Source organism: Allobrachymonas sp. (assembly GCF_041912815.1).
Lineage (GTDB): Bacteria > Pseudomonadota > Gammaproteobacteria > Burkholderiales > Burkholderiaceae_C > Brachymonas.
In genome coordinates this window covers 62,275-87,104 of sequence record NZ_JAYRLV010000005.1, presented here as the reverse complement: position 1 = coordinate 87,104, position 24,830 = coordinate 62,275, and the positions used below count along the sequence as shown (strand labels likewise).

Below are 24,830 nucleotides of genomic sequence, written 5' to 3'. Positions count from 1 at the left end.
GAGACTGCCCGCTGCGTGTGCTGCACGGCCTGAGAAACTGGCTGGATGCACTGCGGTCAGTGCACGCCGCAGCTTCCACCGCTCAAGCGGCTGTTCATTTTCCTCCGAAGAACTGGGAGAGCCAGTTCATGCGCTTGGACTGGGTGTGTAGGGCATTCTGGCTGGCGTGGGCCTTGACCACGTCCACGTAGTGCTTGTCCTGCTTGAGGATGTGATTGACCAGCCACCGGGCCAGCAGGGCGTGGAGCTCGGCTGCGACATCTTCGCCTTCGTCGAAGCGCTTGTGCAGACCGGAGACGCGGTCGACGAAGGCATCGTGCACCCACTTGTGGGCGTTGAAGAATTCGTAGCCTGCATCGCGCATCATGACTTCCTCGAAGCCGAGGTGGGACAGCGTGTAGTCCATGACGTCGTCGATGATCTCCTTGAGCATGTTGCGGTCCTGCCTGAGCTGTGCCTGGTAGAGCTCGTTGAGGTAGTCGACGATGCGACGATGCTGATCATCGATCTCTGCAATGCCCAGGTTCAGCTCGGGGGTCCATTCAATGTGCGCCATGCGTAAGTCCTTGAATTTCTCTTGCCCCTGGAGCATTCCTTCCGCATTCAGAGGGTGATGAGTTACGTTACATGACGGAAAATTATAGGGGGCTGCATTGGACGATCGTACAGAGGGAAACATCCCTTGATGTGCGTCAAGGAGATGCCGTTGGGGAATGGTCAGCTGCGCAGGGCAGGCGTATCAGGGAAGGAGGCGAGAGGGTTGACGGGGAAGCCGCATCTTCAGCCGCCGAACTCCTGGCGCACGGCAGCGACGGACTGTTCCACCCGCTGCACGAGGGGCGTGATGGCTGCGGCCGAGAGGGTGAGGGTCTGGGTGGCGCGCGTCATGGCCACGTACAGGATGCGCAGGGCGTCGTCGGTGTCCTGGTCTGCCCGTTCTGGCAGGCCGTCGATATGGGCCACGTAGACGTGGGGGAATTCCAGCCCCTTGCTCGTGGACATGCCCAGCAGTTTGACGCTGGGAATCGACCAGTCGATGCGGCTGATGCCCGATCGGTGGCGTTGCCAGGGGATGCCCCGTTGGGTGAGGCACTGCTCCATGGCGTTGAGACGGTATCCGGTGGAGAGGATGGCGATGTCGTCGAGAGGAACGCCTTCACGCAGCTGCGCGGCGATGCGGTCGACGACGTGCCTGGCTTCTTCCCAGCCGTCGCGGGCCTTGAGCAGCACCGGGACCGGGCCGCGTCTGCCGGCTGTTTCGGGATGGATGCGGGCCACGTGGTCGTCGTTTTCCTCGCGTTCGGTCAGCAGGCTGTCCGCAAGGTGCAGAGCCACCGCGAGGATTTCGGTGGTGTTGCGGTAGTTGAACTTGAAGATGCTGGTGCGTCCCTGGGCCTCGATGCCGACGCTCGCGAAGCTGAACCTGCGGCGCTCTGCCCTGCGGTTGATGGCCTGGGCATCGTCATACAGGATAAGCAGGGACTTGGTCGCGGGGGTCACGAGCTGGGCTGCCATGCGCAGCCAGGTGGCATCGAAGTCATGTGCTTCGTCGATCAGCAGGGCGCTGTACTGGCCCTGCGGCACCATGCCGCTGGCCAGATGACGCTCCACGACGCGAACCTGCTCATCGAGACTCTCCGACGTGGAAAGTCCGCGGGGAACCGGCAGCTGGTAGCTGCGCACCATCTCGCTACACCACTGGTGGAAGGTCTGGACCTGGACCCGCTGGGGAGAGACGCCGCGCTCGGCGAGCATCTGGCGCAGCCGGTCGGCAAGTGGGCGGTTGTAGCACGTGACCAGAATGGGAGGACTGCCCGGGGCAGCCTGGGCCGCGAGCTGCTGGGCCCGAAAAATGAGCACCATGGTTTTGCCCGATCCTGCAGGGCCGTGGATGATGCGGTGGCCGGTGCCCAAGGTGCGGGCGGTGGTTTCCTGCTGCAGGTCCATGACCTGGATCAGGTCGGGAATGGTCAGCATGCCGCTGCCGCTTTCCGAGCTGCTGGGGGTGCCCATGGTGATGCGCAGGTCGGGGAACAGGTGCCAGCGCACCCGGTCCTGCTGCGGCAGCGTCAGCGTGACGGGAAAAGCGACCACGAACATGGCCCACAGGCGTTCCTCGAACTGGTCGGGGTGCACGGATTCCGCCAGATCATCGGCCAGCAGGGTTTTGTGGGGGGAAAAGATCTCGGCAAAGTCGGTCACTGCGCCGGCGTCGCGGCTGCGTATGCCGCTGAGTGCGACGCCCCAGCCGTAGGGCACGATGCAGCGCCCGCGGTGGAGGGGGCCCTGCTGCTGCAGCTGGGGGTCACGCTCCAGCACGGCATGGATTTCACGGGCATAGCGCATGGCCTGCCGGTCGGGGTGGTCGCAGGTGGTGGGGCCGTGTTCCGTCTGCAGGGTGATCTTGTCGCGGTCGAGCTCCAGCAGGGTGGAGAATTTCCAGTCCTTCACTTCCAGCACCAGCACTCCCCGGCGGGGATTGAGGATGACGAAGTCGGGCTCGCGCTGCCGGTCTCCGATGGGGATGTTGTGCCAGACGATGTAGTCGTCCGACAGGCAGCGCTTCAGCTGCTGCAGCACCTTGCGCTCGCCGGTGTTGCTGCAGTGGCGCTCGATGCGTCCGAAGATCTGGGGAAAGAGAGCCATGAAGCAGTCAGTCTGCGGTGCAGGAAAGGGCGTCAGAGGGGCTGTGTGCTCCCCGGTGGTGTGCCGGGGAGAGGGACGCCACCGCCGCACGGAGGCACGGATTGCCATGTGCCCGTGTGGCGGGCGGTGCGTGGTGGGGGGAAGAGCGCGACCTTACTTGCCCCAGGTGTCCTTGAGTCCCGTGATGCGGTTGAGCACCAGCTCGCCGTCGCGGGACAGGACGCGGTCGGTGGCGAAATAGCCGAGCCGCTCGAACTGGAAGTGGCTGCCCGTACCGGACACGGAGGGCTCGACCCAGGCCGTGACCGTGCGCAGGCTGTCCGGGTTGAGGGCTGCCAGAAAGTCCTTGCCGCCCGCGTCAGGCTGTGATTCGGTGAAGAGCCGGTCGTACAGGCGCACTTCGGCCTGGACGCCGTCTTCGGCGCCGACCCAGCCGATGACGCCCTTGACCTTGATGCGGTCGGCTCCCGGGGTGCCGCTCTTGGTGTCGGGCAGGAGCTGGGCAAAGACCTCGGTGACGCGGCCCGAGGCGTCCTTCTCGAAGCCGGTGCACTCGATGATGTGTCCGTACTTGAGGCGCACCTTGTTGCCGTCAACCGGCTGGCCGGCGGCGTTGGTGTGGGGTGGATAGAGCCGGCGGTAGCCCTTTTCGGGGATTTCCATGAAGTCTTCGCGCTCGATCCACAGGTGCGAACCCATGTGCATGGTGCGTTGGCCCATTTCGGGGTGGTGGGGGTGCACGGGGGCGTGGCAGGTGTCGAGCGTGCCGGCGCCCATGAGTTCGTCCCAGTTGGTCAGGGTGAGACGGATGGGGTCGAGCACGGCCATGGCACGGGGGGCCACAGGGTCGAGGGTGTCGCGCAGGGCACCTTCGAGCACGCTGTAGTCGATCCAGCTGTCGGCCTTGGAGACGCCGATGCGGTCGCAGAACAGACGCAGGGCCTCGGGGGTGTAGCCGCGGCGGCGCAGGCCGACGATGGTGGGCATGCGGGGATCGTCCCAGCCTTCGACGTGGCTGTCGTCGACGAGCTGCTTGAGCTTGCGCTTGCTGGTGATGACGTAGGTGAGGTTGAGCCGGGCAAATTCGTACTGGTGGGGGGGCGGGGCGTTGACGATGCCGCCGGCACTGAGGGTGGTCATGAGCCAGTCGTAGAACGGGCGCTGGTCCTCGAATTCCAGGGTGCAGATGCTGTGGGTGATGTTTTCGAGGGCGTCCTCGATGGGGTGGGCGAAGGTGTACATCGGGTAGATGCACCAGGTGTCGCCGGTGTTGTGGTGGTGCGCGCGGCGGATGCGGTAGATGGCCGGATCCCGCATGTTGATGTTGGGGTGCGCCATGTCGATTCTGGCGCGCAGCACGGCGGCGCCGTCGGCCAGCTTGCCGAGGCGCATGTCCTCGAAGCGGGCCAGGTTCTCGGCCGGGGTGCGCGCGCGGAAGGGGCTGTCCACGCCGGGGTGGGTGAAGTCTCCACGGTTGCGCCGCATGTCCTCGGGGCTCTGTTCGTCGACGTAGGCCAGTCCGTGCTCGATGAGGTAGAGCGCGGCGCGGTGCATGGCGTCGAAGTAATGGCTGGCGTAGTAGAGATGCACGTCGTGCCCGCCCACGTCGTCATGGATCCAGGCTGGGCCGACGAGCCACTGCACGGCGTCCGTGATGCTGTGGACATACTCGACGCTTTCCTTCTCGGGGTTGGTGTCGTCGAAGCGCAGGTGGCAGATGCCCTGGTACTCATGGGCCAGGCCGAAGTTCAGGCAGATGCTCTTGGCATGGCCGATGTGGAGGTAGCCGTTGGGCTCGGGGGGGAAACGGGTGCGGATGCGGGCGGGATCGGGCTCCCCATGGGCCTGGTGGGCGGCGTCTCCCGGTGTGCCGGACCATTTGCGGCTGGCGTAGGTGCCCTGGCTCAGGTCGTTTTCGATGATCTGGCGCAGGAAGTTGCTGGCGCGGGTCGGTTCTTCGGCTGCTTCGCTGGCAGCATGGCTGGGTTGGGTGGGCGTATGGTGGGTGTTCATGCACGGATTTTAGAACCTGTTGCCGCCGTCTCGGGCACAGGGCGTGCGAACGGGGAGTGACCGGCAGCGTGGATCAGACAGTGCCCGTGCAGGGCGGGACCGGTGGGCGAGAGATAGGCATCCTGGTCAGCCTTGCAGCTCGCGCAGCCGGATGAAGGCCATGGCGGCCATGACGGCATCGTTGAGCGCATCGTGCGCTTCGCGCACGGGCAGGTCGAGGTCGGCCATGAGGGTGTCGAAACGCAGGTCGATGTCGGCGTTGTCGTGCTGCTGGTAGGGTGGAAGCTGGCGGAAGCGGTAGTCGTAATACAGCCGGGAGACTTCGATCTGTGGCTGCGGAAGTCGGATGCCGATGAGGGGGCGCACGGCACGGTTGAGCATGGCCACATCGAATTCGAGGTAGTACCCCACCAGAGGCCGGCTGCCGATGAAGTGCAGCAGCCGGTGCATGGCCTCCTGCACCGGGAGGCCATGGGCCACATCCATGGTGCGCAGGCGGTGGACGCGGATGCTTTCGGCCGGAACCTGGCACTGTGGCTGCACCAGCAGTTCGAGCCGTTCGCTCGTGAGGATGCGGCGGCCCCGGATGCGCACGGCACCGATGGAGATGATGTCGTCGGTGCGGGTGTTGAGGCCGGTCGTTTCGCAGTCGAGGGCGACGTATTCGTCCGGGGGCGGCGGATCGAACAGGAACGCGTAGGCGGGATCGCTGAGCTGGCGCCGTGCCCAGCGCTGGCGCGTGCGCTGCCACAGGGCGTGGAGAGGGGGGGAGGGCAGGGCCATGGGCATGGGGGGCTGTCTTCTTACATGGCGTCGAGGCGGAAGCGCTGGTGCAGCATGGCCTTGAAGCGCTTGACGATGCCGAGGCTGTCCTTGAGCAGGCTGCGGTCGAGGCTGCTGAGCTGGCTGGCCACCACGGTGCCGCTGACGGGGCGGCCCGTTTCCATTTCGGCGAGCGCTGCCTTGAGGCGCAGTCCCATGAAGAAATGCAGGCTGTGGATGAGGCTGTCGCCCCAGGAAGGCTTGAGCACGCCGAGCTGCACCAGGGCACGGATGCGCTCCACGGTGCCGGTGGATTCGATGTGCTCGGCTAGCGCGAGGCTGCGCACGCCGTGGACGATGGGAAAGATGCCGTGCTTCTTGATGTGCAGTGCCTCGTCGGTGTCTTCGCCCAGGCCGAAGAGCCGCCCGAGCCAGTGGCTGCTGGTGCCGAAGGCGTCGATGGCCGATGCGAAGCGGCTGAGGGTGGCATCGTTGTCGGTGGCGACCTCCCTGAGCCGTTCGCGGACCTGGTCGAGCAGGCGCTCGTCGCCGCAGACAGGGTGCGCATCGAGGAAGATGGCCAGGTTCATGAGCTGGGGGGGCTGTCCGCCCATGAGCCAGGTGCGGGTGCGGGTGCTCCATTCGGCGGCGCTGCCGCGCCACTCCGGGTTGTCGACCATGATGCGGCCGGGGCAGGGGGGATAGCCGAACTGCGCCAGGGCGGCGCTGAAGCGGTCGCACAGCGCTGCGAGGTTCTCCGGCGGGGTGTAGCCGTCGCGCAGGATGAGGCCATTGTCCTGGTCGGTCTTGAGGAGCTGCTCGCCCCGCCCCTCGCTGCCCATGACGATGAGGCAGCTGTTGTGTACCAGCTCGGGCGGGGCAATGAGCTGCCAGGCCCGCTCGAACAGGCGGGCGTTGATTTCCTGCACCAGATCTCCGATCAGGCCGACATCGGTGCCACTGGCGTGGAGCTGCTGCACCATGCGCGGCGTCTGGGCCGAGGCGTCCGCCAGTGCCTGCAGGCTGGTGGCCTGGTCGATGCGGGTAAGGATGAGGTGCGAGTGGTTGGACAGGAAGCTGAACACGTCGAGCGATTCCAGCACCCCGAGGACTTCGTCCCCGTCGGCGACCACGATGCGGTGGATGCGGTGACGCAGCATCATGGTGAGAGCCTCGCCCATGAGGTCGTCCGGCCGCAGGGTGACGAGCTCGTAGGTGGCCAGATCGCCTACGGGCAGGTCGTCCAGGGGGCGACCGTCCAGGATGGCTCGCGGCAGGGCCGTGCTGGAGAAGATGCCGAGCCGGGGCAGGGTGCCGGTGTCGTCCCGGACCAGCACATGGGTGGTTCGGGCTTGCTCGAAGATGCGGGCCACGGCCAGGATGTCGGTGTCGGCATCGACGTAGTGCGGGGGGTGCAGCACCGCCTCGTCGAGACGGGCCAGGGTGAGCGACTGCATCTCGCGTTCGCTGTGGCGCCGGCCCAGGGCGCTGAGCTTGTCTCCCAGGTTGGAAAAGAGCAGGGCGCTGAAGGTGGTGTTGCTGGCGATGAGCGACATGACCGCCTCGTGCGCGAGCTCGTAGGCCAGCACCTCGTCCTGCGCGATGAAGCGGTGGCTGCTGCGTCCGGCCACAAGCCCGCGTCCGTCGAATGTGTCGTCGGGGCCGTAGAGGTGCAGCAGTTCGCTGCCTTCCATCTGCGCGACATGGCCCTTGATGATGACGTACAGGTGCCGCGGCACGTCGCCCACATCGAGAATCACCTCGTCCTTGCGGAAGTAGGCGATGTCCACGCTGTCGCGCACCAGCGTCTGTTCCTGCTTGCTGAGGCTGTCGAAGGGGGAGGCGTCGAAGTGGAAGGCGTTGGGCATGGCGGGACGTGTCCGGGAGGCGCTGGTGCGGCGGGATCGGGATGCCCTGCAGTCTGCCCCGAGGCACTTGCGATGTGCTGACGTGCAGGGGCAGGGTTTTCGACATGATGGGGAACCCGCAAGGATGGGGGCGGGAGGCACTTTCTGTAAGTTAGGCGCAGGGTTGCGGCGAAACCATGCCTGCGTCAACCACTATTCCAACGAGAAGGAGGCAACCATGACTGATCCCGTCGTAGACAAGATCCGGTCGAATCCGAAATACCAGGAGCTGCGTGCCCGGCGCAACCGCTATGGATGGATCCTGACCATCCTGATGATGGTCGTGTACTACGGCTTCATCTCCCTCATTGCCTTCGACAAGGCATTCCTTGCCCAGCCGGTGGGCGATGGCGTCACCACCCTCGGCATCCCGATCGGCCTGGCGGTGATCGTGTTCACCATCCTCATCACCGTGATGTACGTCCGTCGCGCCAACACCGAGTTCGACGCGCTCAACCAGCAGATTCTCAAGGACGCCGCACAATGAAAAAGCTCTCTTTCCTGATCGCGCTGCCCGCCCTGCTGGGGGCCGGCGCAGCTCTCGCGGCCGGTGGCGACGTGGGCCAGACGGCCAAGCAGGCCACCAACTGGACGGCCATCGTGATGTTTGGCCTGTTCGTCATGGGCACACTGTGGATCACCAAGTGGGCTGCAGCCAAGACCAAGTCGGCGGCCGACTTCTACACGGCCGGCGGCGGCATCACCGGTTTCCAGAACGGTCTGGCCATTGCCGGCGACTACATGTCCGCCGCATCCTTCCTCGGGATTTCCGCTGCCGTCATGGCCAGCGGGTTCGACGGGCTGATCTACTCCATCGGCTTCCTGGTGGGCTGGCCGATCATCACCTTTCTGATGGCCGAGCGCCTGCGCAACCTGGGCAAGTTCACGTTTGCCGACGTGGCGGGCTACCGCTTCAAGCAGACCCCCATCCGCGCCTTTGCCGCCTGCGGCACGCTGGTGGTGGTGGCGTTCTACCTGATCGCCCAGATGGTCGGTGCGGGCCAGCTCATCAAGCTGCTGTTCGGGCTGGACTACATCTACGCGGTCATCATCGTGGGCGTGCTGATGATGGTGTACGTGCTCTTCGGTGGCATGACGGCCACCACCTGGGTGCAGATCATCAAGGCCTGCCTGCTGCTTGCCGGTGTGACCTTCATGGCCTTCATGGTCATGGCGCACTACGGTTTCAGCCCCGAGGCACTGTTCGCCAACGGCGTGGTCGTGAAGACTGCCATCGCCCAGCATGCCAAGGAGGCTGCCATTGCAGCTGCCACGGCTGCGAGTGCCGCGGCCTCGACGCCTGAGGCCGCAGCCAGCGCCGCGTCCGCACTGGCCAAGGCGCAGAAGATGGACCCCACCAAGATGGGCCTGTCGATCATGGGCCCCGGCGGCTTCATCAAGGACCCGATCTCTGCCATCAGCTTCGGCATGGCGCTGATGTTCGGCACTGCCGGTCTGCCCCATGTGCTCATGCGCTTCTTCACCGTGCCCAACGCCAAGGAAGCCCGCAAGTCGGTCGCCTGGGCTACCACCTGGATCGGCTACTTCTACATCCTGATCTTCATCATCGGCTTTGGTGCCATCACCATGGTGCTGACCAACCCCGAAATGTCCGACACCGTCAAGGGCGTCATCCGGGGCGGCGGCGGCACTGCCAACATGGCAGCCGTGCTGGTGGCCAAGATGGTCGGCGGCGATGTGTTCTTCGGCTTCATCTCGGCAGTGGCTTTCGCAACCATCCTGGCCGTGGTGGCAGGTCTGACCCTGTCGGGTGCCTCCGCCGTGTCGCATGACCTGTACGCCACCGTGTTCAAGCAGGGCAAGGCCGACAGCGCAGCCGAACTCAAGGTCTCCCGCGTCACCACCGTGAGCCTGGGCGTGATCGCCGTGCTGCTCGGCATCCTGTTCGAGAAGCAGAACATCGCCTTCATGGTGTCGCTGGCCTTCGCGATTGCCGCCTCGGCCAACTTCCCGGTGCTCTTCATGAGCGTGCTGTGGAAGAACTGCACCACCCGCGGTGCCGTGATCGGCGGTTTCCTGGGGCTGGGCACCTCCGTGGCGCTGACCATCCTCTCGCCTTCCGTGTGGGAAGCCGTGCTGGGCCATGCCAAGGGATCCTCTCCCTTCCCCTACACCTCGCCGGCTCTGTTCTCGATGGCGGTGGGTTTCATCGGGATCTGGCTGTTCTCCATCATGGACCGCAGCGCCCAGGCGGGTCGTGAGCGTGCCGCGTTCGAAGCCCAGCAGGTGCGTTCCGAAACCGGGCTGGGTGCGGCCAAGGCTTCCAGCCACTGAGCACGCACATCCACACCATGCGCCATGCCAGGGCCCTGTGCCCTGGCCCTCACACCGGGCTCAGGCCCGGTTTTTTTCGTTCTGCATCCAGCCGCAGCGCGCATGGAAATCTGAAGCCTGCCTTCAGAAGCGGCAGGCATAATGCAGGCAGGACCCTCCTGCAGGGCATTGTTTTACGCGTGGTTCCTTCTCCCTCGTCCGAGGGATGCGGAGATCCTCTGCGCTTCACGTTTCAAGGATTTGTGTGGATACCCTGCTGCTGATCAAGGCTGCCCTCATGGGCGTGGTGGAAGGCCTGACCGAGTTCCTGCCGATTTCCTCGACCGGGCATCTGATTCTGGCCGGTTCGCTGCTGCACTTTGCCGACGAAAAGGCCAAGGTCTTCGACATTGCCATTCAGACCGGTGCCATCTTCGCGGTCATCCTGGTGTACTGGCAGCGCATTCGCGAGACGCTGGTCACGCTGCCCCAGTCGGCGACCTCGCGCCGCTTCGTGCTCAATGTGTTCATCGCCTTCCTGCCGGCCGTGGTGCTTGGCCTGCTGTTCGGCAAGGTGATCAAGGAGCATCTGTTCAACGCACCGGTGGTGGCGACCACCTTCATCCTTGGGGCGTTCATCATTCTCTGGGCCGAACGGCGCCAGCGTGAGGCGCGCATTCACCGCGTCGAGGACATGAGTGCCTGGGACGCACTCAAGGTGGGCATCGTGCAGTGCTTTGCCATGATTCCCGGTACCAGCCGCAGCGGATCCACCATCATCGGCGGCATGCTGCTGGGACTCGACCGCAAGGTCGCCACCGACTTTTCCTTTTACCTTGCCATTCCCACTCTCATCGGCGCGGGCGCCTACAGCCTCTACAAGGAGCGCGCAGCCCTGCACATGAGCGACCTGCCCATGTTCCTGGTGGGGCTGGTGGTGTCCTTTCTGGCGGCGTGGGTGTGTGTGCGCTGGCTGCTGAAGTTCATTTCCTCGCACAGCTTCGTGCCCTTTGCCTGGTATCGCATCGCCTTTGGGGTGGTGGTGCTGCTGACCTGGTGGACGGGAGCCGTCGTCTGGGCGGAGTGAGACTGAGGCGGACGCGGATACGGATGCGTTTTCCGAGCCTGGGGTGTCCCGGGGCGAACGGCTGAACCACAAGGGGGGCGGACATGATCGATTGCGTGCGTGTCACACAAACCGGAGCGGGATCGCCTCCGGCTGTGCGGTGGTGCCGTGCGGCACTCTGGGGGGCTGCCCTGGGAGTGATCGGAGCCCTGGGCGGCTGTGCCGAGACCGTGGCCGTGCGGGTGACCACTTTTGCGCAGTGGCCGGCCCAGGTCGAAGGTGCCACCTTTGCCGTGGCAGCGTCTGCCGCTGCATCGGGGCCAGCCCCTGCTGCATCCCAGGTCGCAGCAGTCTCGACCGCTGTCCCCGCGACCGAAGGACGCATGGTGGAGGTCTCGGATCTCGAACGCCGCACCTACGACGCCAGCCTCGCGACGCACCTGACCCGACTCGGGCTCAAGCCCTCGGCATCGGACGCTACGGCCCGCCTCGTGGCGCAGTGGGAGCTGCATCGCCAGCGCACCATGGTGCCCGTCACGGTGCCCACCTATGTGCCGGCCTACACCGTGGCCTGGACACGCTGGGATTGGGACAGTGCCTACCTGTGTGACGACAGGGGATGGGCCGGGGGGCGCATGTGTCTGGTCGACCGTACCGTGCTGCAGCCCGTGCAGCACGACACCCTGACCGTTCACATCGCGGATCGGGGGCAGCAGCAGGCCGGGCATCCGGCACCGCAGGTGTTCGAATCCCGGGCTGAGTATGAGGGGGTCCCGGCGAGCCTGCCGGCCCTCATGCCGCTCCTCATGGAAGCTGCATTCGACCACTTCCCGGGGATTAATGGTCAGGTGCGGGTGCTGCGGTTCGATGCACGCACGGGGGTGCTGCAGCCCTCCAAGTAGGTGCCGCCTTCCATACGTCCATACGGATGGAAAGCGACCACCCTGCCCGCAGCGAGCGGGGCAGGATTCAGGATGCGCTTCGGGACTGGTTGGGCGCTTCCCGCAGCTGCTGGTCGATGAGGTCGGCCGTGAGCTGGGGCATTTCCATGGGAAAGAGATGGCTTCCGCCGGACACCATGGTCATGTGCCCGTGGGTCAGCCGCCGCATGGCAGAGAGCCCGGTCATGCGGGTTTCGCGCGATTCGCTGCCACCGATGAACGAGACAGGGCACTGCAGGGGGTGACGGCGCAGCCAGCCGCCGATGTGGTCCGGCAGGGTGGTGTAGATGCGGGTCTCGATGTCCCGGTCGAAGGCCAGCAGGCGCCGGGAGGGCTCTTCTGCCGTGGGGGCTGGCCGGGTGCCATGCTGGGCATAGTCGTGCAGCGCCTCCGGATGCCAGCGGGCAAAGACAGGCTTGCTCGAAAAATGCTGCAGCACCGCCTCTACGCTGGGCCATTCCTGTCGTCGCCGGTGGCTGGTGGCGCCCGGTGACAGGCGGTGTGCCAGTGCAGTGCGCTTGCTGGCCCTGAGCAGCATGGCCCGCCAGCCGGTGACCAGGGGCGGATCGAGCAGCACCACGGCGCTGGCCAGTCCGGGGTCGCGCGAGGCGGCCAGCAGACTCAGCAGCCCTCCCATGGAATGCCCGACAAGGTAGCGGGGCACTGCAGGGGCGTGTGGCACGGCATGGCAGAACTGCATGAGTTCATCGACCAGCGGCGCCCAGTTGTCCACCACCGGGTAGCGCCGGTCGTGGCCGAATCGGTCCAGCGCGTGCACGGCGTAGCCCTTGGCCTCCAGTGCCCGCAGCAGCACGCCGTAGGTGCCTGCCGGGAAGCTGTTGCCATGCGAGAAGATGATCTGTGCGTGCGGGGAGCAGGAGGGCATCATGGTCTGAGCGGCAGGCGCGTGCAGGGTCAGATCAGGCGTTCGCTCGGCGACTGGATCTTGCGCAGCACGGGATAGTGCCCGTCGTTGGTCAGCAGGGGCACTTCGGTGGCTCCGCCGTTCCACATGGGATCCTCGATGCTGTCGAACACCTCGCGCAGTTTCTCGCCCCACTGGCTGTGGAGCATGTGAAAGTAGGGATTGCCGGCGTCGATGCACACCAGCTTGTTGCACTCCAGGCTGTCGGCCTCGTACACCGCCATGTCGAGCGGCAGGCCGACCGACAGGTTGGACTTGAGCGTGGAATCCATCGACACCAGGGCACACTTGGCCGCCTCGTCGAGCGGGGTATCGGGCGTGATGACGCGGTCGAGCACCGGCTTGCCGTACTTGGATTCGCCGATCTGGAAATACGGCGTTTCCATGGTGGCCTCGATGAAGTTGCCCGCCGAGTAGATCTGGAACAGGCGCATGCCCTCGCCCTTGATCTGGCCACCGAAGATGAGCGAGACATTGAAGTCCACCCCTGCAGCCTTGAGGGCAGCACCGTCACGCTTGTGGACGTGGCGGATGGCCGCGCCCAGCACGCGCGCGGCATCGAACATGCTGGTGGCGTTCCAGATGGTGAGGCCCTGGGGGGTGCCTTCGGGAGTGTCCTCGCGCAGCACCTCGGACTGCAGGATCTCGCGCACCGACTGCGCGATGCTCAGGTTGCCCGCCGACAGCAGGGTCATGAAGCGGTCGCCGGGGCGTTCGTACACCATCATCTTGCGGAAGGTGCTGATCTGGTCGAGGCCTGCGTTGGTGCGCGAGTCGGAGAGAAAGACCAGGCCGGAGCGGAGTTTGATGGCGACGCAATAAGTCATGATGGGTGCGAAACTCGGAAAGAAGCTCGATGAGCTGTGCAGAAAAGGCAATGCGAAAAAGCTATTTTCATGCCAAGTCGCACCCTCTCGGCTGCGGGGGCGCAAATGTTTGCGCTCCGGGCGGGCACTGCGCCAGCAGGGTGGCCGGCAGGCCACAAACGGCTGGGGTCCCTGTCGCCCATGCCTGAAAAGAGTGCATGAATCGGGGCGACGGCTTAGAATGCGGCATTCCCTTTCCGGCTCCGCATCGACGTTCCGGCCCGTTTCGCTCTTTTCCACAATTCACCATGTCCTCCGCTCTGCATCCCATGCTCAACATGGCCGTCAAGGCCGCTCGTGCCGCTGGCGCCATCATCAACCGCGCCTCCTTCGACCTCGACGCCGTGCGTGTGTCGCAAAAGCAGGTGAACGACTACGTGACCGAGGTGGATCAGGCATCCGAGGCCTGCATCATCGAGACGCTGCTCACCGCCTATCCCGGCCACGGCATCCTGGCCGAGGAATCCGGCCAGCAGCATGGGAACAAGGACAGTGAATTCATGTGGATCATCGACCCGCTCGATGGCACCACCAACTTCATCCATGGCTTCCCCGTCTATTGCGTGAGCATTGCCCTGGCCGTGCGCGGCAAGGTGGAACAGGCCGTCATCTATGACCCGACCCGCAACGACCTCTTCACGGCCACGCGCGGCCGGGGCGCCTACATGAACGAGCGCCGCATCCGTGTGGGACGTCGCAACCGCATGGCCGACTGCCTCATCACCACGGGCTTTCCGTTCCGTCCGGGGCAGGACTTTGCGCAGTTCATGAAGATGTTCTCCGACATCATGAAGAAGACCTCCGCCGTGCGCCGCCCCGGGTCGGCTGCGCTGGATCTGGCCTATGTGGCTGCCGGATTCAGCGACGGCTTCTTTGAAACCGGCCTGAGCGCCTGGGACGTGGCCGCCGGTGGGCTGCTGGTGCAGGAAGCCGGAGGTCTGGTGGGCAACTTCACCGGCGAAGCCGACTACCTGTATGCACAGGAATGCCTCGCAGCCAATCCCAAGATCTATGGCCTCATGGTCAAGATGCTCGCCAAGTACAGCCGCTATGGCGAACAGGTCCTGGCCGAAGAGGCCGCAGCGGCTGCCGAAGCGCAGCCCGAATCTCCGGCAGAAGACGCCGACCCGGAAGCCTGAGACACCGGTTTTTCGCTCACTGCCCAAACCCTGTCCCTGCGGACAGGGTTTTTCATTTTCATGCCTGACTGTCTGTGCCTGTGCAGCTGGTGCTCCGGCCCGTCGACATTCCGGCATACCGACAGGTCGACGACAACGCAGGCGCTGTCGCGCACGAGGCTCCTTTCCCCTGGAAGCCCGGCAGCAGCGCACCCCTGCATCATCCCTTACTAGAATGCAGGCTGGCCTGGCATGGGCGCACGGGACGCCGCACTGCGGTGCCGGGCCCTGCCGATCGGGCCTGCTCCCGGCTCCATGACCGGGTCCCCCATGGATCAACCGAGCAAGATGGCTTCTTCTTCCGACAACCGCGTATCGCTTGCCTCTGCGTCTGCCGAGGGGCAGGATCTTTCGGGCCATACGCCCATGATGCAGCAGTACCTGCAGATCAAGGCCCAGCATCCCCATACGCTGCTGTTTTACCGCATGGGGGATTTCTACGAGCTGTTCTATGAGGATGCCATGCTGGCCGCCCGGCTGCTGGGCATCACGCTGACGCAGCGGGGGCAGTCGGCCGGAGAGCCGGTGGTGATGGCCGGGGTACCGGTGCATGCTGTGGAAACCTATCTGGCCAAGCTGATCCAGATGGGGCAGTCGGTGGCGATTGCCGAACAGGTGGGAGACGTGGCGGCAGCCAAGGGACCGGTGGAGCGCAAGGTCGTGCGGGTGGTGACGCCCGGCACGCTCACCGACATGGCCCTGCTCGGGGACCGGCAGGATGCGGTCCTGCTGGCCATCCATGCCTCCGGGCGCGGACGTTCCGAGGGGGTGGGGCTGGCCTGGATGGGGCTGACCCAGGGCTGCATGCAGCTGGCCGAATGCACTCCCGAGACGCTGGGCGAGTGGATCAGCCGCATCCAGCCGGTCGAGGTGCTTTGCAGCGCCGATCTGGCGCCGACCCGGCGGGCGCAGCTGGTGCAGTGGCAGCAGCAGGGCGCCCTGCAGCACTTCATCATCACCGAGCGGCCGGCCTTTACCTTCGACGCAGGGCTGGGGCTGCGCATGCTGACCGACCAGCTGCACACCCCGCATCTGGCCGCGTGGCAGGCCGATGACTTGCCCCAGGCTCATGCGGCCGCCGCAGCCCTGCTGGCCTATGCGGAGCATACCCAGGGCCGGGCCATGACCCATCTGCATGCCCTGCAGGTGCAGCGTGACGACAGCCTGGTGCATCTGCCGCTCACCACGCAGCGCAATCTGGAGCTGACGCAGACCCTGCGCGGAGAATCGAGTCCGACGCTGCTGAGTCTGCTCGATACCTGCGAGAGCGGCATGGGCAGCCGCCTGCTGCGCCACTGGATGCTGCATCCTGCACGCGACCGAGCGGCCGCGCGCGAACGGCTGGCCGCCATCGCCGTGCTGCGCGACCGGGGGCTGCAGGATCTGCGCGCCGTGCTGCACGGCATCAGCGATGTGGAGCGCATCAGCGCCCGGCTGGCACTGCGCCAGAGCAGGCCGCGCGAGCTCGCGGGGCTGCTGCGCACGCTGGGACAGGCCGAGCAGCTGCGGTCCTGTGTGTGCAGTCTGCAGCAGGACGAGCGCGCCGAGTCTGCTTCGTCGCTTCCTGCCCTGCTCGAACGCGTGGCCGCTGCGCTCACGCCGCCTCAGGCTGTGGTGGAACGCCTGCAGGCTACCCTGCATGCGGAGCCGTCCGTCAATGTGCGCGATGGGGGCGTGATTGCCGATGGCTTCGATGCCGAGCTCGACGAGCTGCGCGGCATCCAGACCCACAGCGCGGACTATCTGCTGGCCATGGAAGGCAGGGAGCGCGAGCGCACCGGCATTGCCAACCTGCGCGTGCAGTTCAACCGGGTGCACGGCTACTTCATCGAGGTCACCGCGAGCCAGCTCGACAAGGTGCCAGCCGACTATCGCCGGCGCCAGACCATGAAGAATGCCGAGCGCTTTGTGACCCCCGAACTCAAGGCCTTCGAGGACAAGGCCCTGTCGGCCCAGGATCGCGCACTGGCGCGCGAAAAATGGCTCTATGACACCCTGATCGAGGAGCTGCAGCCCCATGTGGCGAACCTGCAGACCCTGGCCGAAGCCATGGCAACCCTGGACGTGCTGTGCGCGCTGGCCGAGCGCAGTCTTACCCTGGGCTGGTGTGCCCCGGCCTTCGCCGTGGAGCCCTGCATCGAGATCACGGCGGGCCGCCACCCTGTGGTGGAGGCGCGGCTGCGCGAAACCACGGGCAGTGCCTTCATGGCCAACGACACTGTGCTGCATCCCCGCCAGCGCATGCAGGTCATCACCGGACCCAACATGGGCGGCAAGTCGACCTACATGCGCCAGGTCGCCCTGATCGTGCTCCTGGCCGGCATGGGCAGCCATGTGCCGGCACAGGCCGCGCGCATCGGCCCGATCGATGCCATCCTGACCCGCATCGGCGCAGCCGACGACCTGGCCAATGCGCAGTCCACCTTCATGCTCGAAATGACCGAGGCCGCACAGATCCTGCATGCCGCCACGCCCCACAGCCTCGTGCTCATGGACGAGATCGGCCGGGGCACCAGCACCTTCGACGGGCTGGCTCTGGCCAGTGGCATTGCCACCCATCTGCACGACCGCAGCGAGGCGCTCACGCTGTTTGCCACCCATTACTTCGAGCTCACCGAATTCCCTGCGCAGCACCACGCCGCCATCAACGTGCACGTGGGCGCAGCCGAATCGGGGCATGACATCGTGTTCCTTCACACGATTCAGCCCGGGCCCGCCAACCGCAGCTATGGCATCCAGGTGGCCCGGCTCGCCGGCATGCCCTCCTCGGTCATCCACCATGCCCGCCATGCGCTGCAGGCGCTCGAAGCCCAGCAGGATCGCCAGCAGCGCCAGATCGACCTGTTCTCTGCGCCCGCGCTCGCCGAGCCTGCCCCGGACGACACAGGTCCCTCTCCCGTGGAGGAGGCGCTCCAGGCGCTCGATCCCGACGGACTCAGCCCACGCGAGGCCCTGGAGGCACTCTATCGGCTCAAGGCCCTGGGCGAAGGCAGCACGCCACGCCCGTGAGGCTCCTGCTCGGGCGAAGAGACACGGGCTTCCTATAATGGCCACCAGACGGTGGAGACAGGCTCTCTGCCGGATCGCACGAGGACGAAGGCATGGGATATTCGGTATGGGCCATTGGCGGCGGAGCCGCGGCCGGTGCACTGCTGCGCTGGTGGCTGGGACTGGCGCTCAACGGAGTGCTGGTCGAATTGCCACTCGGCACCCTGGCGGCCAATCTGCTCGGTGGCTACCTGATGGGCGTGGCCGTGGGCGTGTTTTCACTCCTGCCGCAGATTCCCGCCGAGTGGCGGCTTCTGATCATGACGGGCTTCCTGGGCGGATTGACCACTTTTTCCACCTTTTCCGCCGAAGCCGTGACCCTGCTGCAGGGGCAGCGCTATGGCTGGGCCCTGCTGCATGTGCTGGTGCACGTGAGCGGCTCCCTGTGCATGACCGTGCTCGGCCTGATGACCGTGCGGGCCCTGCAGGCGCATTGAATGAATCCCGCATGGACAGATGGGAGTGCAGGGGCATCGTCCCGCCGGGGCTTTGCTGCCGCTTCACAGGCGAGCCCCGACGGATGCAGCAAGCCTGCCTTTCCAAGGAGACAAGAGATGCAAGAAGGCTATCAACTGCAGTTCTACACCACGGCGAGCCGCATGCACCACGGCACGCCAGTGGCACGCTGGCTCATGGAGCTGGCACGCGAGCTCGGAGCACCCGGAGCCACGCTGCTGGCCGGGGCCGAAGGATTCGGGCATGACGACCGCATGCATGCAGGCCACTTCTTCGAGCTCGCCGACGAGCCCCAGATCGTGAGCATGGCATTGCCGGCGGACCGGGCAGAGACCCTCCTGCAGCGCATCGGCCAGGAAGGCCTGCATGTGTTCTATACCCGGGCCGCCATCGCCTGGGCCATGACCTGAGCGGCGCATCATGCATACCCGATTCATCCTTCTGCACACCAGCCATTCCGGCAATGTGGGCGCAGCCGCCCGCGCCATGAAAGTCATGGGCTTCGACGACCTGGTGCTGGTGCAGCCCCGCTGGGACGACGTGTTGCAGCGCGAGGAAGCCATCGAACGCGCCAGTGGTGCCGACGACATCCTGCGCAAGGCGCGCCGGGTCAATACCTGGGAGGAGGCGGTGGAGGGTATCGAGCACCTCTGTGCCACGGCGATGACGCCGCGCGATTTTGGTCCGCCCACCTTCACTCCGCGCGACCATCTGGCGCGACTCGCACGGCGCATGCATCCGCCTGCCCCGCATTGGCGGCCGGGACAGCCCAGCGCGGACGAAGGAAGCGCCGCGCTGCCGCAGCCCTTGCCGCAGCAGCGCAGCGTCGGCTTCGTGTTCGGCAGCGAGCGCTACGGCATGCGCAACGAGGACGTCTATCGCTGCCATGTCTGCCTGAGCATTCCCACCGATCCGGCCTATGGCTCGCTCAACCTGGCAGCGGCCGTGCAGGTGATCGCCTATGAGTGGCGGCAGGCGATCGGGGGATTCCATGTGGCCCAGACGCCCTCGGTACAGGCCGCCCACCTGGCCGATGCGGCACAGATCGAGGGCATGCTCGCGCACTGGCAGCAGGCTCTGGAGGACGTGGGCTATCTCGACCCTGCAGCGCCCAAGAAGCTCATGCCCCGGCTGCGCCAGATGTGGCTGCGCACCGACCTGCACGAAGAGGAAATCCATATCCTCCGCGGCATCGCCAAGGCCATGCAGCGGACGGCCCGACAGGCAAAGGGGAATTGAGCCCATTCTCTCCCCATGGTCTGGGTGGGCTGCAGGTACACTTGCGCCATGTTCAAGCGCCTCCGATCCGACATCCAGTGCATTCTCGACCGTGACCCGGCTGCACGCAGCAAATGGGACGTGGTGTTCTCGTACCCCGGCTTTCATGCCGTGGTCATCCATCGCGTCGCCCATGGCTGTTGGCAGCGGGGGTGGACCTGGCTTGGTCGCTGGATTTCCCATTGGTCCCGCTGGCTCACTGGCATCGAGATCCATCCGGGGGCTACGCTCGGCGAACGGGTGTTCATCGACCACGGCATGGGGGTGGTGATCGGCGAGATGGCAGAGGTCGGCAACGACTGCACCATTTACCAGGGTGTCACGCTGGGTGGGACATCGCTGGCCAAGGGCATCAAGCGCCATCCCACGCTGGAAGAGGGCGTGATCGTGGGAGCCAATGCCTGCATTCTGGGCGGCTTCACGGTGGGGGCCGGTGCCCGCGTGGGCAGCGGAGCCATCGTGACCAAGCCCGTTCCTCCGGGCGCCACGGCCGTGGGCAACCCCGCGCGCATTCTCCTGTCGCAGGAAGAAGACAAGCGCGAGCAGGCGGCCGCCCACATGGGCTTTTCGGCCTATGCCGTCACCCAGGGCGACGATCCCCTGGGGCAGGCCATGCGGGGCCTGATCGACAATGCCGCCACGCACGAGCACCAGATCGCCCTGCTGTGGCGTGCGCTCGAAAAGCTCTCCCAACATCTGCAGGACAGCGACTGCATGCCCCGTGAGGCCGCACTCGAAGAAAACTTCTCCAAGGAAGCCCTGCGGCGCATGATGGGCAAGTGACGTGCGCCCTGTCGGTGCTGGGAGCTTCGCAGAGCTGGTGTTGTGGCGTGCCGGGATTTTCCGGTCAGGGGCTGGCTACGCGTGACAGGGGAAACCAGGGGCACCCTCTCCGGCTGCGGTGCCGGAGAGGGTGCCCTTTCTTGCGCGTTCTGCCTCAGTGCGCAGCTGCTGCTTCCATCGGTTCGGGCGGCTCGGGCATCTTGTCGAGCAGGACGCTGTAGGCCTTGTTGCCGATGTCGAGCGGCATGGTGAAGCGGTAGACATTGTCCGCCGCCTTGGCCAGGGCCTCGTTGCGCACATGCACCCTGAGGTAGTAGCTGGCATTGGCATGCACCTCGGGCAGCACCAGTGTGCGGGCATCGGGGGCGCTTTCGGCACGGGCCACCTGGCGGCTGAAGTCTGCCACCGGAGAAACTTCCACCTGCACCGTTGCCGTGCCCGGGATGGGGCGGCCATTGCCGTAGGAGAGACCCGACCAGCCGAGGGTCGGCTTGCCGTCTGTGGCCTGAATGGCTGCGTTCTGCAGGATCCAGTCGGGGTTCTTGAGCACCACCATGGTCGTGGCGTCCATGCCTTCGAGGCCGTACTGGTCCACCCCGCGCGCATGGATGTACCACTTGCCCGGGGGCAGGGCACTGAAGTCGGCGAGCGGCGTGCTCATCTTCTCGCTGTAGGCAATGCTCTCGAATTTCGGATCCATGGCCGCCACGATGCGGTAGGCCACGGCACCGGACTGGGACTGGAAGGACCAGCGTGCCTCGGGCAGGCGCAGCACCTGGCCCGGGGCCGGCACCTTGGGCGCAGGCAGCAGGGTCACGGCCTGCATTTCGGCCACGTTCGGGTCCACCACTGCACCCTGTCCCTGATGCAGGGTGATGTCGGTGTGCTTCCAGGTGTTGGCGTTGTTCACCACGCCTTCCAGCACTTCGGCGCGGTCCTTGTGCACGGTCTGGTCCGCGCTGGCCACACGGAACTCGGTGCCCCGCACGCCGATGATGGAGGTGGTGGTCTCGACCTCCAGGGGCTTGGCGCGCTGCACCAGCTTGTGGGCAGCAGTTTCCAGGGCCCCCTGCACCAGCTTGAGCGAGCCGGCAAACCAGTCGGCCACCTTGCCGGTCACGCTGCCCTGGGGGGCCTGGTAGTAGCGGCTCTGGGAAATATCGGCCACCGAATGCGGCAGCACCTTGACGCGGGAGCCGTCGGGCAGCTCGACCACGGCCGAGCTGCCGGCATCGGTGGCGATGCGGGAATTCTCGTTGAGGTAGACCCCCGAACGGGAGGCCTGGCCATTGACCTTCACTCCGCCGGTGGTCTGGATGAGACGCGAGGTTTCGGCGCGGAACTTGAGCACGGACAGCGGAATGCGCACCGTGCTGCCCACCGTGAGCGGTTTGTGCGGATCGAGCTGGTTGTACTGGGCCACTTCCTGCCATTGGGTGCCGCTGAGCTTGAGGGCGTGGCTGATCGAGGCGGCACTGTCACCGGCCCGCACCGTGTACTGAATGGCGGCAGCGGGAGGAACGGCGGCGCCTGCCGCACCAGCGGCCCAGGAGGAGGGTGCACAGGCCAGGCAGCAGGCTGCCACGATCAGGGGGCGCACAGGGCGCAGGCATGACAGGCGTCCGGCGGCAGCCGGGCGTGCAGACGGGGAGGAGGGGAACGCGATCATGGGGCAGGGGAGTGCAGGAAGTGGCAGGAAAGGCAATTCCCCACACTGCGGCTGAAGCAGGGCCGCGCGGCAAGGACATCACCGGAGCGGGTCATGGCCCTGCCCCCGATGGAGCAAGGCCCGCGAACCATGCCGCCCTTTCGCAGAATGAGTGAAAAAAGGGGCAATGCAGGGGCGTATTGTCGCCACTCGACACACATGTTGCCAATACGTACATGGCTGTCATGGGGCAGACGTCGGGTTCCGGCCACAGCGGCAGGCCGTGCACTGCCGTTGTGGCGACCGCATGGGCAGCGGTCAGGCCAGGGTGTCCTGTGGATCGGCTTCGTCGTCGGTGTCCGAGGCATCGGGCGCCAGTGCAGCACGGATCAGCTGGAAGAGTTCACGGTAGGCGCGCCCATGCCGGCTGGCAGCGCCCGGTCGATCGGCCGGCTGCGCCTGGGCATCCTTGCGGGCCTGGCGCACCAGGGCGCGCAGCTGCTGGATGTCGGTATCGGGAAAACGGGCGAGCCATTCGCCCAGGGCCGCATCGTGCTGGTCTGCGTCGATCAGCCGGGTGCGCCACTGCTCTGCTTCGTGCAGGGAAGCCTGGTCGGCTGCGCTTCCGTCGCGCTGGAGCTGCAGCGCTCCCCGAATGGCGGTCACCGTATTCTCATCGAGCTGGCGCATGAGCTTGCCGACGAACTGGAGCTGGCGTCGCCGCCCCTCGAAGTCGGTGATGCGCCGCAGGGTGTCGAGCGCTTCGAGCAGGCGGTCCGGCAGCTGCAGGGGCGAGAGCAGGCCCGCACGCAGGGTCAGCAGATCCTTGCCCAGCGTCTGCAGGGCTTCGCTCTCGCGTTTGAGGTCGGACTTGCTGGTGTCGGTATCGCCCTTGCTCTGGCGCTTGAGTTCGAGATCGAGTTCGCTGCCTTCGGCGACGAAATGGCCGCGCACGAAGTAGCCGCGTTTGGGTTTGCGTGACATGGAGGGAGGGAATGCAGGAAACGGTGAAGGGCGCCCCTGTCGGTGGCAGCCGCGCAGTCGGACAGGAGCCGGGCACTGGCAACCTGCCGTGCCCCGGGCGCATCGATAGGCAAGTATCATACTTGTCCTATGAAGAAAACCACTTCCCGCAAGAAGGCCGGTCGCGCGGCGGCGTCGCAGGACGCGCCCGAGTCCGGCTTCAGCTACAGCCGAGCCTTTTTCGAAGAGCTTGTCGACATGGCCATGGCGCATGCCCGCCGGCTCGGAGCCACCGATGTGGGGGCCGAGGCGTCCGAGGGCTGCGGCCTGTCGGTGTCGGTGCGCAAGGGCGAGATCGAACAGGTCGAGCGCAACCGCGACAAGTCCCTTGGTGTGACGGTGTACCTGGGACAGCGCCGCGGCAACGCCAGCACGTCCGACTTTTCCCGCAAGGCCATCGAGCAGACGGTGCAGGCCGCCTACGATGTGGCGCGCTTCACGGCCAATGATCCGGCGGCAGGCCTGCCCGACGAGGCCGATATTGCACAGCCGGGGGAGCAGCCCGAGCTCGATCTGTTCCACCCCTGGGACATCGACAGTGCCGAGGCGGCCCGCATCGCGCGCGAGTGCGAGCAGGCTGCGCTCTCGCGTGATGCCCGCATCACCAACAGCGAAGGCGCCAGCGTGTCCGCGCAGCAGAGCCATTTCTTCAGCGCGCATACGCATGGCTTCCGTGGCGGCTATGCCAGCTCGCGCCACAGCATGGGCGTGGCCCCGATCGCAGGCAGCGGAAGCGCCATGCAGCGTGACTACTGGTACAGCTCCATGCGCGATGCATGCGAGTTGGCGGATCCGCGCCGCATTGGCGAATACGCCGCCGACCGGGCGCTGAGCCGGCTGGGGGCGCGCAAGATTCCGACGACGCAGTGTCCAGTGCTGTTCGAGTCCCCGCTGGCGGCGGGGCTGCTGGGCGGCTTCGTGCAGGCCGTCAGTGGCGGAGCCCTGTACCGCAAGAGCACGTTCTTGCTCGACAGTCTCGGCAAGCAGGTGTTCCCCGGGCATGTACAGATTGCCGAGGATCCTTTTGTGCGCCGGGGCAAGGGCAGCTGTCCGTTCGACGATGAGGGCGTGCGAGTGCGGCCCCGGCAGGTCGTGGCGGATGGCCGGGTCGAAGGCTACTTCCTGAGCGCCTACACAGCCCGCAAGCTGGGCATGCCCACCACCGGCAACGCCGGGGGCAGTCACAACCTGACACTCACCAGCAGCCTGACCCGTCCCGAGGATGATCTCGACGGCATGCTGCGCAGGCTGGGTACGGGGCTCTTCGTCATCGAGCTGATGGGGCAGGGCGTCAACTACGTCACCGGCGACTATTCGCGGGGGGCGAGCGGGTTCTGGGTCGAGAACGGGCAGATTGCCTTTCCGGTGCAGGAAATCACCATCGCAGGCAATCTGCGCGAGATGTTCGCCGGTATCCAGGCCATCGGGGCGGATGCCTACACGCTGGGTTCCAAGACGACCGGGTCGATTCTCATCGACCGCATGAAGGTGGCGGGCGAATGAGCCCCTCTCCGGTTCACACGAGGTAACGGACATGGCAGTGGACAGCGCCCTCACCGCTGGGGGCATGGTAGTGGCACAGGGGCAGGCACCGGACTGGGCCATTCACCTGGCCAACGAACAGTGGAGCCATTCGCCTCTGCTGTGGGTCTATGGCGCGGGTGCCCTGGTGGTGCTGGCCGTGGTGTGGTGGATCACCCACCATCGCAGCGCGTGGCTGCGTGCGCTGGTGCGGTCCCTGACGGCCGCTTTTCTGCTGTCGCCGGCGATTCTGGCGTGCGGGTCGATCTCGATCATGCCGTTCCCGGTGCTGATTCGCATGGCTCTGCAGAGCACCAGTGCGGTGAGCTGTGGTGCGCCCCTGGTGGCCCTGCCTCCGAATGCGATGACCTTCGGTGGGCTCTGGCTGGTCCTGTTCCTGACCCTGTGGTGCTGGGACTGGTTCCATGCACCGCGGGCCCTGCCTGACGAATCTCCGCAGCACCGGCCGGGCGCCTGACGTCCCCGGGCACACCA

21 protein-coding genes are annotated in these 24,830 nt (G+C 65.9%); 12 read left to right on the top strand and 9 right to left on the bottom strand.

Annotated features, from left to right (window positions below; translation table 11 throughout):
* Positions 1–94 precede the first annotated feature (94 nt).
* The 5 genes from ACE3P9_RS05990 to ACE3P9_RS05970 form a co-directional block, all read right to left on the bottom strand.
* Positions 95–556, bottom strand: coding sequence for a bacteriohemerythrin (locus ACE3P9_RS05990; RefSeq protein ID WP_374492450.1), 462 nt, complete (start codon positions 554–556; stop codon positions 95–97).
* A 224-nt stretch (positions 557–780) separates the two neighbouring features.
* Positions 781–2,646 (bottom strand): 3'-5' exonuclease, encoded by a 1,866-nt coding sequence (locus ACE3P9_RS05985; protein ID WP_374492449.1) that lies wholly within the window; start codon positions 2,644–2,646, stop codon positions 781–783.
* Between the two features lie 153 nt (positions 2,647–2,799).
* Positions 2,800–4,659 (bottom strand): glutamine--tRNA ligase/YqeY domain fusion protein, encoded by a 1,860-nt coding sequence (locus ACE3P9_RS05980; RefSeq protein WP_374492447.1) that lies wholly within the window; start codon positions 4,657–4,659, stop codon positions 2,800–2,802.
* A 126-nt stretch (positions 4,660–4,785) separates the two neighbouring features.
* Positions 4,786–5,442 carry a 3'-5' exonuclease gene (locus tag ACE3P9_RS05975; protein WP_374492445.1) on the bottom strand — a complete coding sequence of 219 codons (657 nt, stop codon included), beginning with the start codon at positions 5,440–5,442 and terminating at the stop codon, positions 4,786–4,788.
* 20 nt (positions 5,443–5,462) lie between these two features.
* Positions 5,463–7,289, bottom strand: coding sequence for a DUF294 nucleotidyltransferase-like domain-containing protein (locus tag ACE3P9_RS05970; protein ID WP_374492443.1), 1,827 nt, complete (start codon positions 7,287–7,289; stop codon positions 5,463–5,465).
* Between the two features lie 217 nt (positions 7,290–7,506).
* Between ACE3P9_RS05970 and ACE3P9_RS05965 the strand changes: the two genes are divergently transcribed.
* From ACE3P9_RS05965 to ACE3P9_RS05950, 4 genes are all read left to right on the top strand, one after another.
* Entirely contained in the window at positions 7,507–7,815 is a 309-nt protein-coding gene (locus tag ACE3P9_RS05965; protein WP_374492442.1) for a DUF485 domain-containing protein, read from the top strand.
* Positions 7,812–9,623 carry a cation acetate symporter gene (locus tag ACE3P9_RS05960; protein ID WP_374492440.1) on the top strand — a complete coding sequence of 604 codons (1,812 nt, stop codon included), beginning with the start codon at positions 7,812–7,814 and terminating at the stop codon, positions 9,621–9,623. Before ACE3P9_RS05965 ends, ACE3P9_RS05960 begins: the two co-directional genes overlap by 4 nt.
* Positions 9,624–9,867: 244 nt before the next feature.
* Positions 9,868–10,689: an undecaprenyl-diphosphate phosphatase gene (locus tag ACE3P9_RS05955; RefSeq protein ID WP_374492439.1), complete on the top strand. Its 822-nt coding sequence runs from the start codon at positions 9,868–9,870 to the stop codon at positions 10,687–10,689.
* Between the two features lie 83 nt (positions 10,690–10,772).
* Positions 10,773–11,570, top strand: a complete 798-nt coding sequence (locus ACE3P9_RS05950; protein ID WP_374492437.1) for a DUF4136 domain-containing protein — start codon at positions 10,773–10,775, stop codon at positions 11,568–11,570.
* 67 nt (positions 11,571–11,637) lie between these two features.
* Here the strand turns inward: ACE3P9_RS05950 and ACE3P9_RS05945 are convergent, their stop codons facing one another.
* Positions 11,638–12,498: an alpha/beta hydrolase gene (locus tag ACE3P9_RS05945; RefSeq protein WP_374492436.1), complete on the bottom strand. Its 861-nt coding sequence runs from the start codon at positions 12,496–12,498 to the stop codon at positions 11,638–11,640.
* A gap of 26 nt (positions 12,499–12,524) precedes the next feature.
* On the bottom strand, positions 12,525–13,361 hold the full coding sequence (locus tag ACE3P9_RS05940; RefSeq protein ID WP_374492433.1) for a peptidase: 837 nt from the start codon (positions 13,359–13,361) through the stop codon (positions 12,525–12,527).
* Positions 13,362–13,648: 287 nt separating this feature from the next.
* Here ACE3P9_RS05940 and ACE3P9_RS05935 point away from each other — a divergent pair, with 287 nt between their 5' ends.
* From ACE3P9_RS05935 to cysE, 6 genes are all read left to right on the top strand, one after another.
* Positions 13,649–14,539 carry an inositol monophosphatase family protein gene (locus ACE3P9_RS05935; RefSeq protein ID WP_374492432.1) on the top strand — a complete coding sequence of 297 codons (891 nt, stop codon included), beginning with the start codon at positions 13,649–13,651 and terminating at the stop codon, positions 14,537–14,539.
* Positions 14,540–14,944: 405 nt separating this feature from the next.
* Positions 14,945–17,587 carry a DNA mismatch repair protein MutS gene (mutS, locus tag ACE3P9_RS05930; protein WP_374492562.1) on the top strand — a complete coding sequence of 881 codons (2,643 nt, stop codon included), beginning with the start codon at positions 14,945–14,947 and terminating at the stop codon, positions 17,585–17,587.
* Positions 17,588–17,679: 92 nt separating this feature from the next.
* Positions 17,680–18,063 (top strand): fluoride efflux transporter CrcB, encoded by a 384-nt coding sequence (gene crcB / locus ACE3P9_RS05925; RefSeq protein WP_374492431.1) that lies wholly within the window; start codon positions 17,680–17,682, stop codon positions 18,061–18,063.
* Between the two features lie 117 nt (positions 18,064–18,180).
* Positions 18,181–18,492, top strand: a complete 312-nt coding sequence (locus ACE3P9_RS05920; RefSeq protein ID WP_374492429.1) for a DUF190 domain-containing protein — start codon at positions 18,181–18,183, stop codon at positions 18,490–18,492.
* Between the two features lie 10 nt (positions 18,493–18,502).
* Entirely contained in the window at positions 18,503–19,321 is an 819-nt protein-coding gene (locus tag ACE3P9_RS05915) for an RNA methyltransferase (protein WP_374492427.1), read from the top strand.
* 48 nt (positions 19,322–19,369) lie between these two features.
* Complete coding sequence (gene cysE, locus ACE3P9_RS05910; RefSeq protein ID WP_374492426.1) at positions 19,370–20,143, top strand: serine O-acetyltransferase; 774 nt, start codon at positions 19,370–19,372, stop codon at positions 20,141–20,143.
* 154 nt (positions 20,144–20,297) lie between these two features.
* Here cysE and ACE3P9_RS05905 read toward each other — a convergent pair whose 3' ends face one another.
* Positions 20,298–21,812: a FecR domain-containing protein gene (locus ACE3P9_RS05905; protein ID WP_374492424.1), complete on the bottom strand. Its 1,515-nt coding sequence runs from the start codon at positions 21,810–21,812 to the stop codon at positions 20,298–20,300.
* A gap of 297 nt (positions 21,813–22,109) precedes the next feature.
* On the bottom strand, positions 22,110–22,775 hold the full coding sequence (gene yjgA / locus ACE3P9_RS05900; RefSeq protein ID WP_374492423.1) for a ribosome biogenesis factor YjgA: 666 nt from the start codon (positions 22,773–22,775) through the stop codon (positions 22,110–22,112).
* Between the two features lie 129 nt (positions 22,776–22,904).
* Here yjgA and pmbA point away from each other — a divergent pair, with 129 nt between their 5' ends.
* Positions 22,905–24,317, top strand: a complete 1,413-nt coding sequence (gene pmbA / locus ACE3P9_RS05895; RefSeq protein WP_374492422.1) for a metalloprotease PmbA — start codon at positions 22,905–22,907, stop codon at positions 24,315–24,317.
* Positions 24,318–24,348: 31 nt separating this feature from the next.
* Positions 24,349–24,813, top strand: a complete 465-nt coding sequence (locus tag ACE3P9_RS05890; RefSeq protein ID WP_374492420.1) for a hypothetical protein — start codon at positions 24,349–24,351, stop codon at positions 24,811–24,813.
* Positions 24,814–24,830 lie beyond the last annotated feature (17 nt).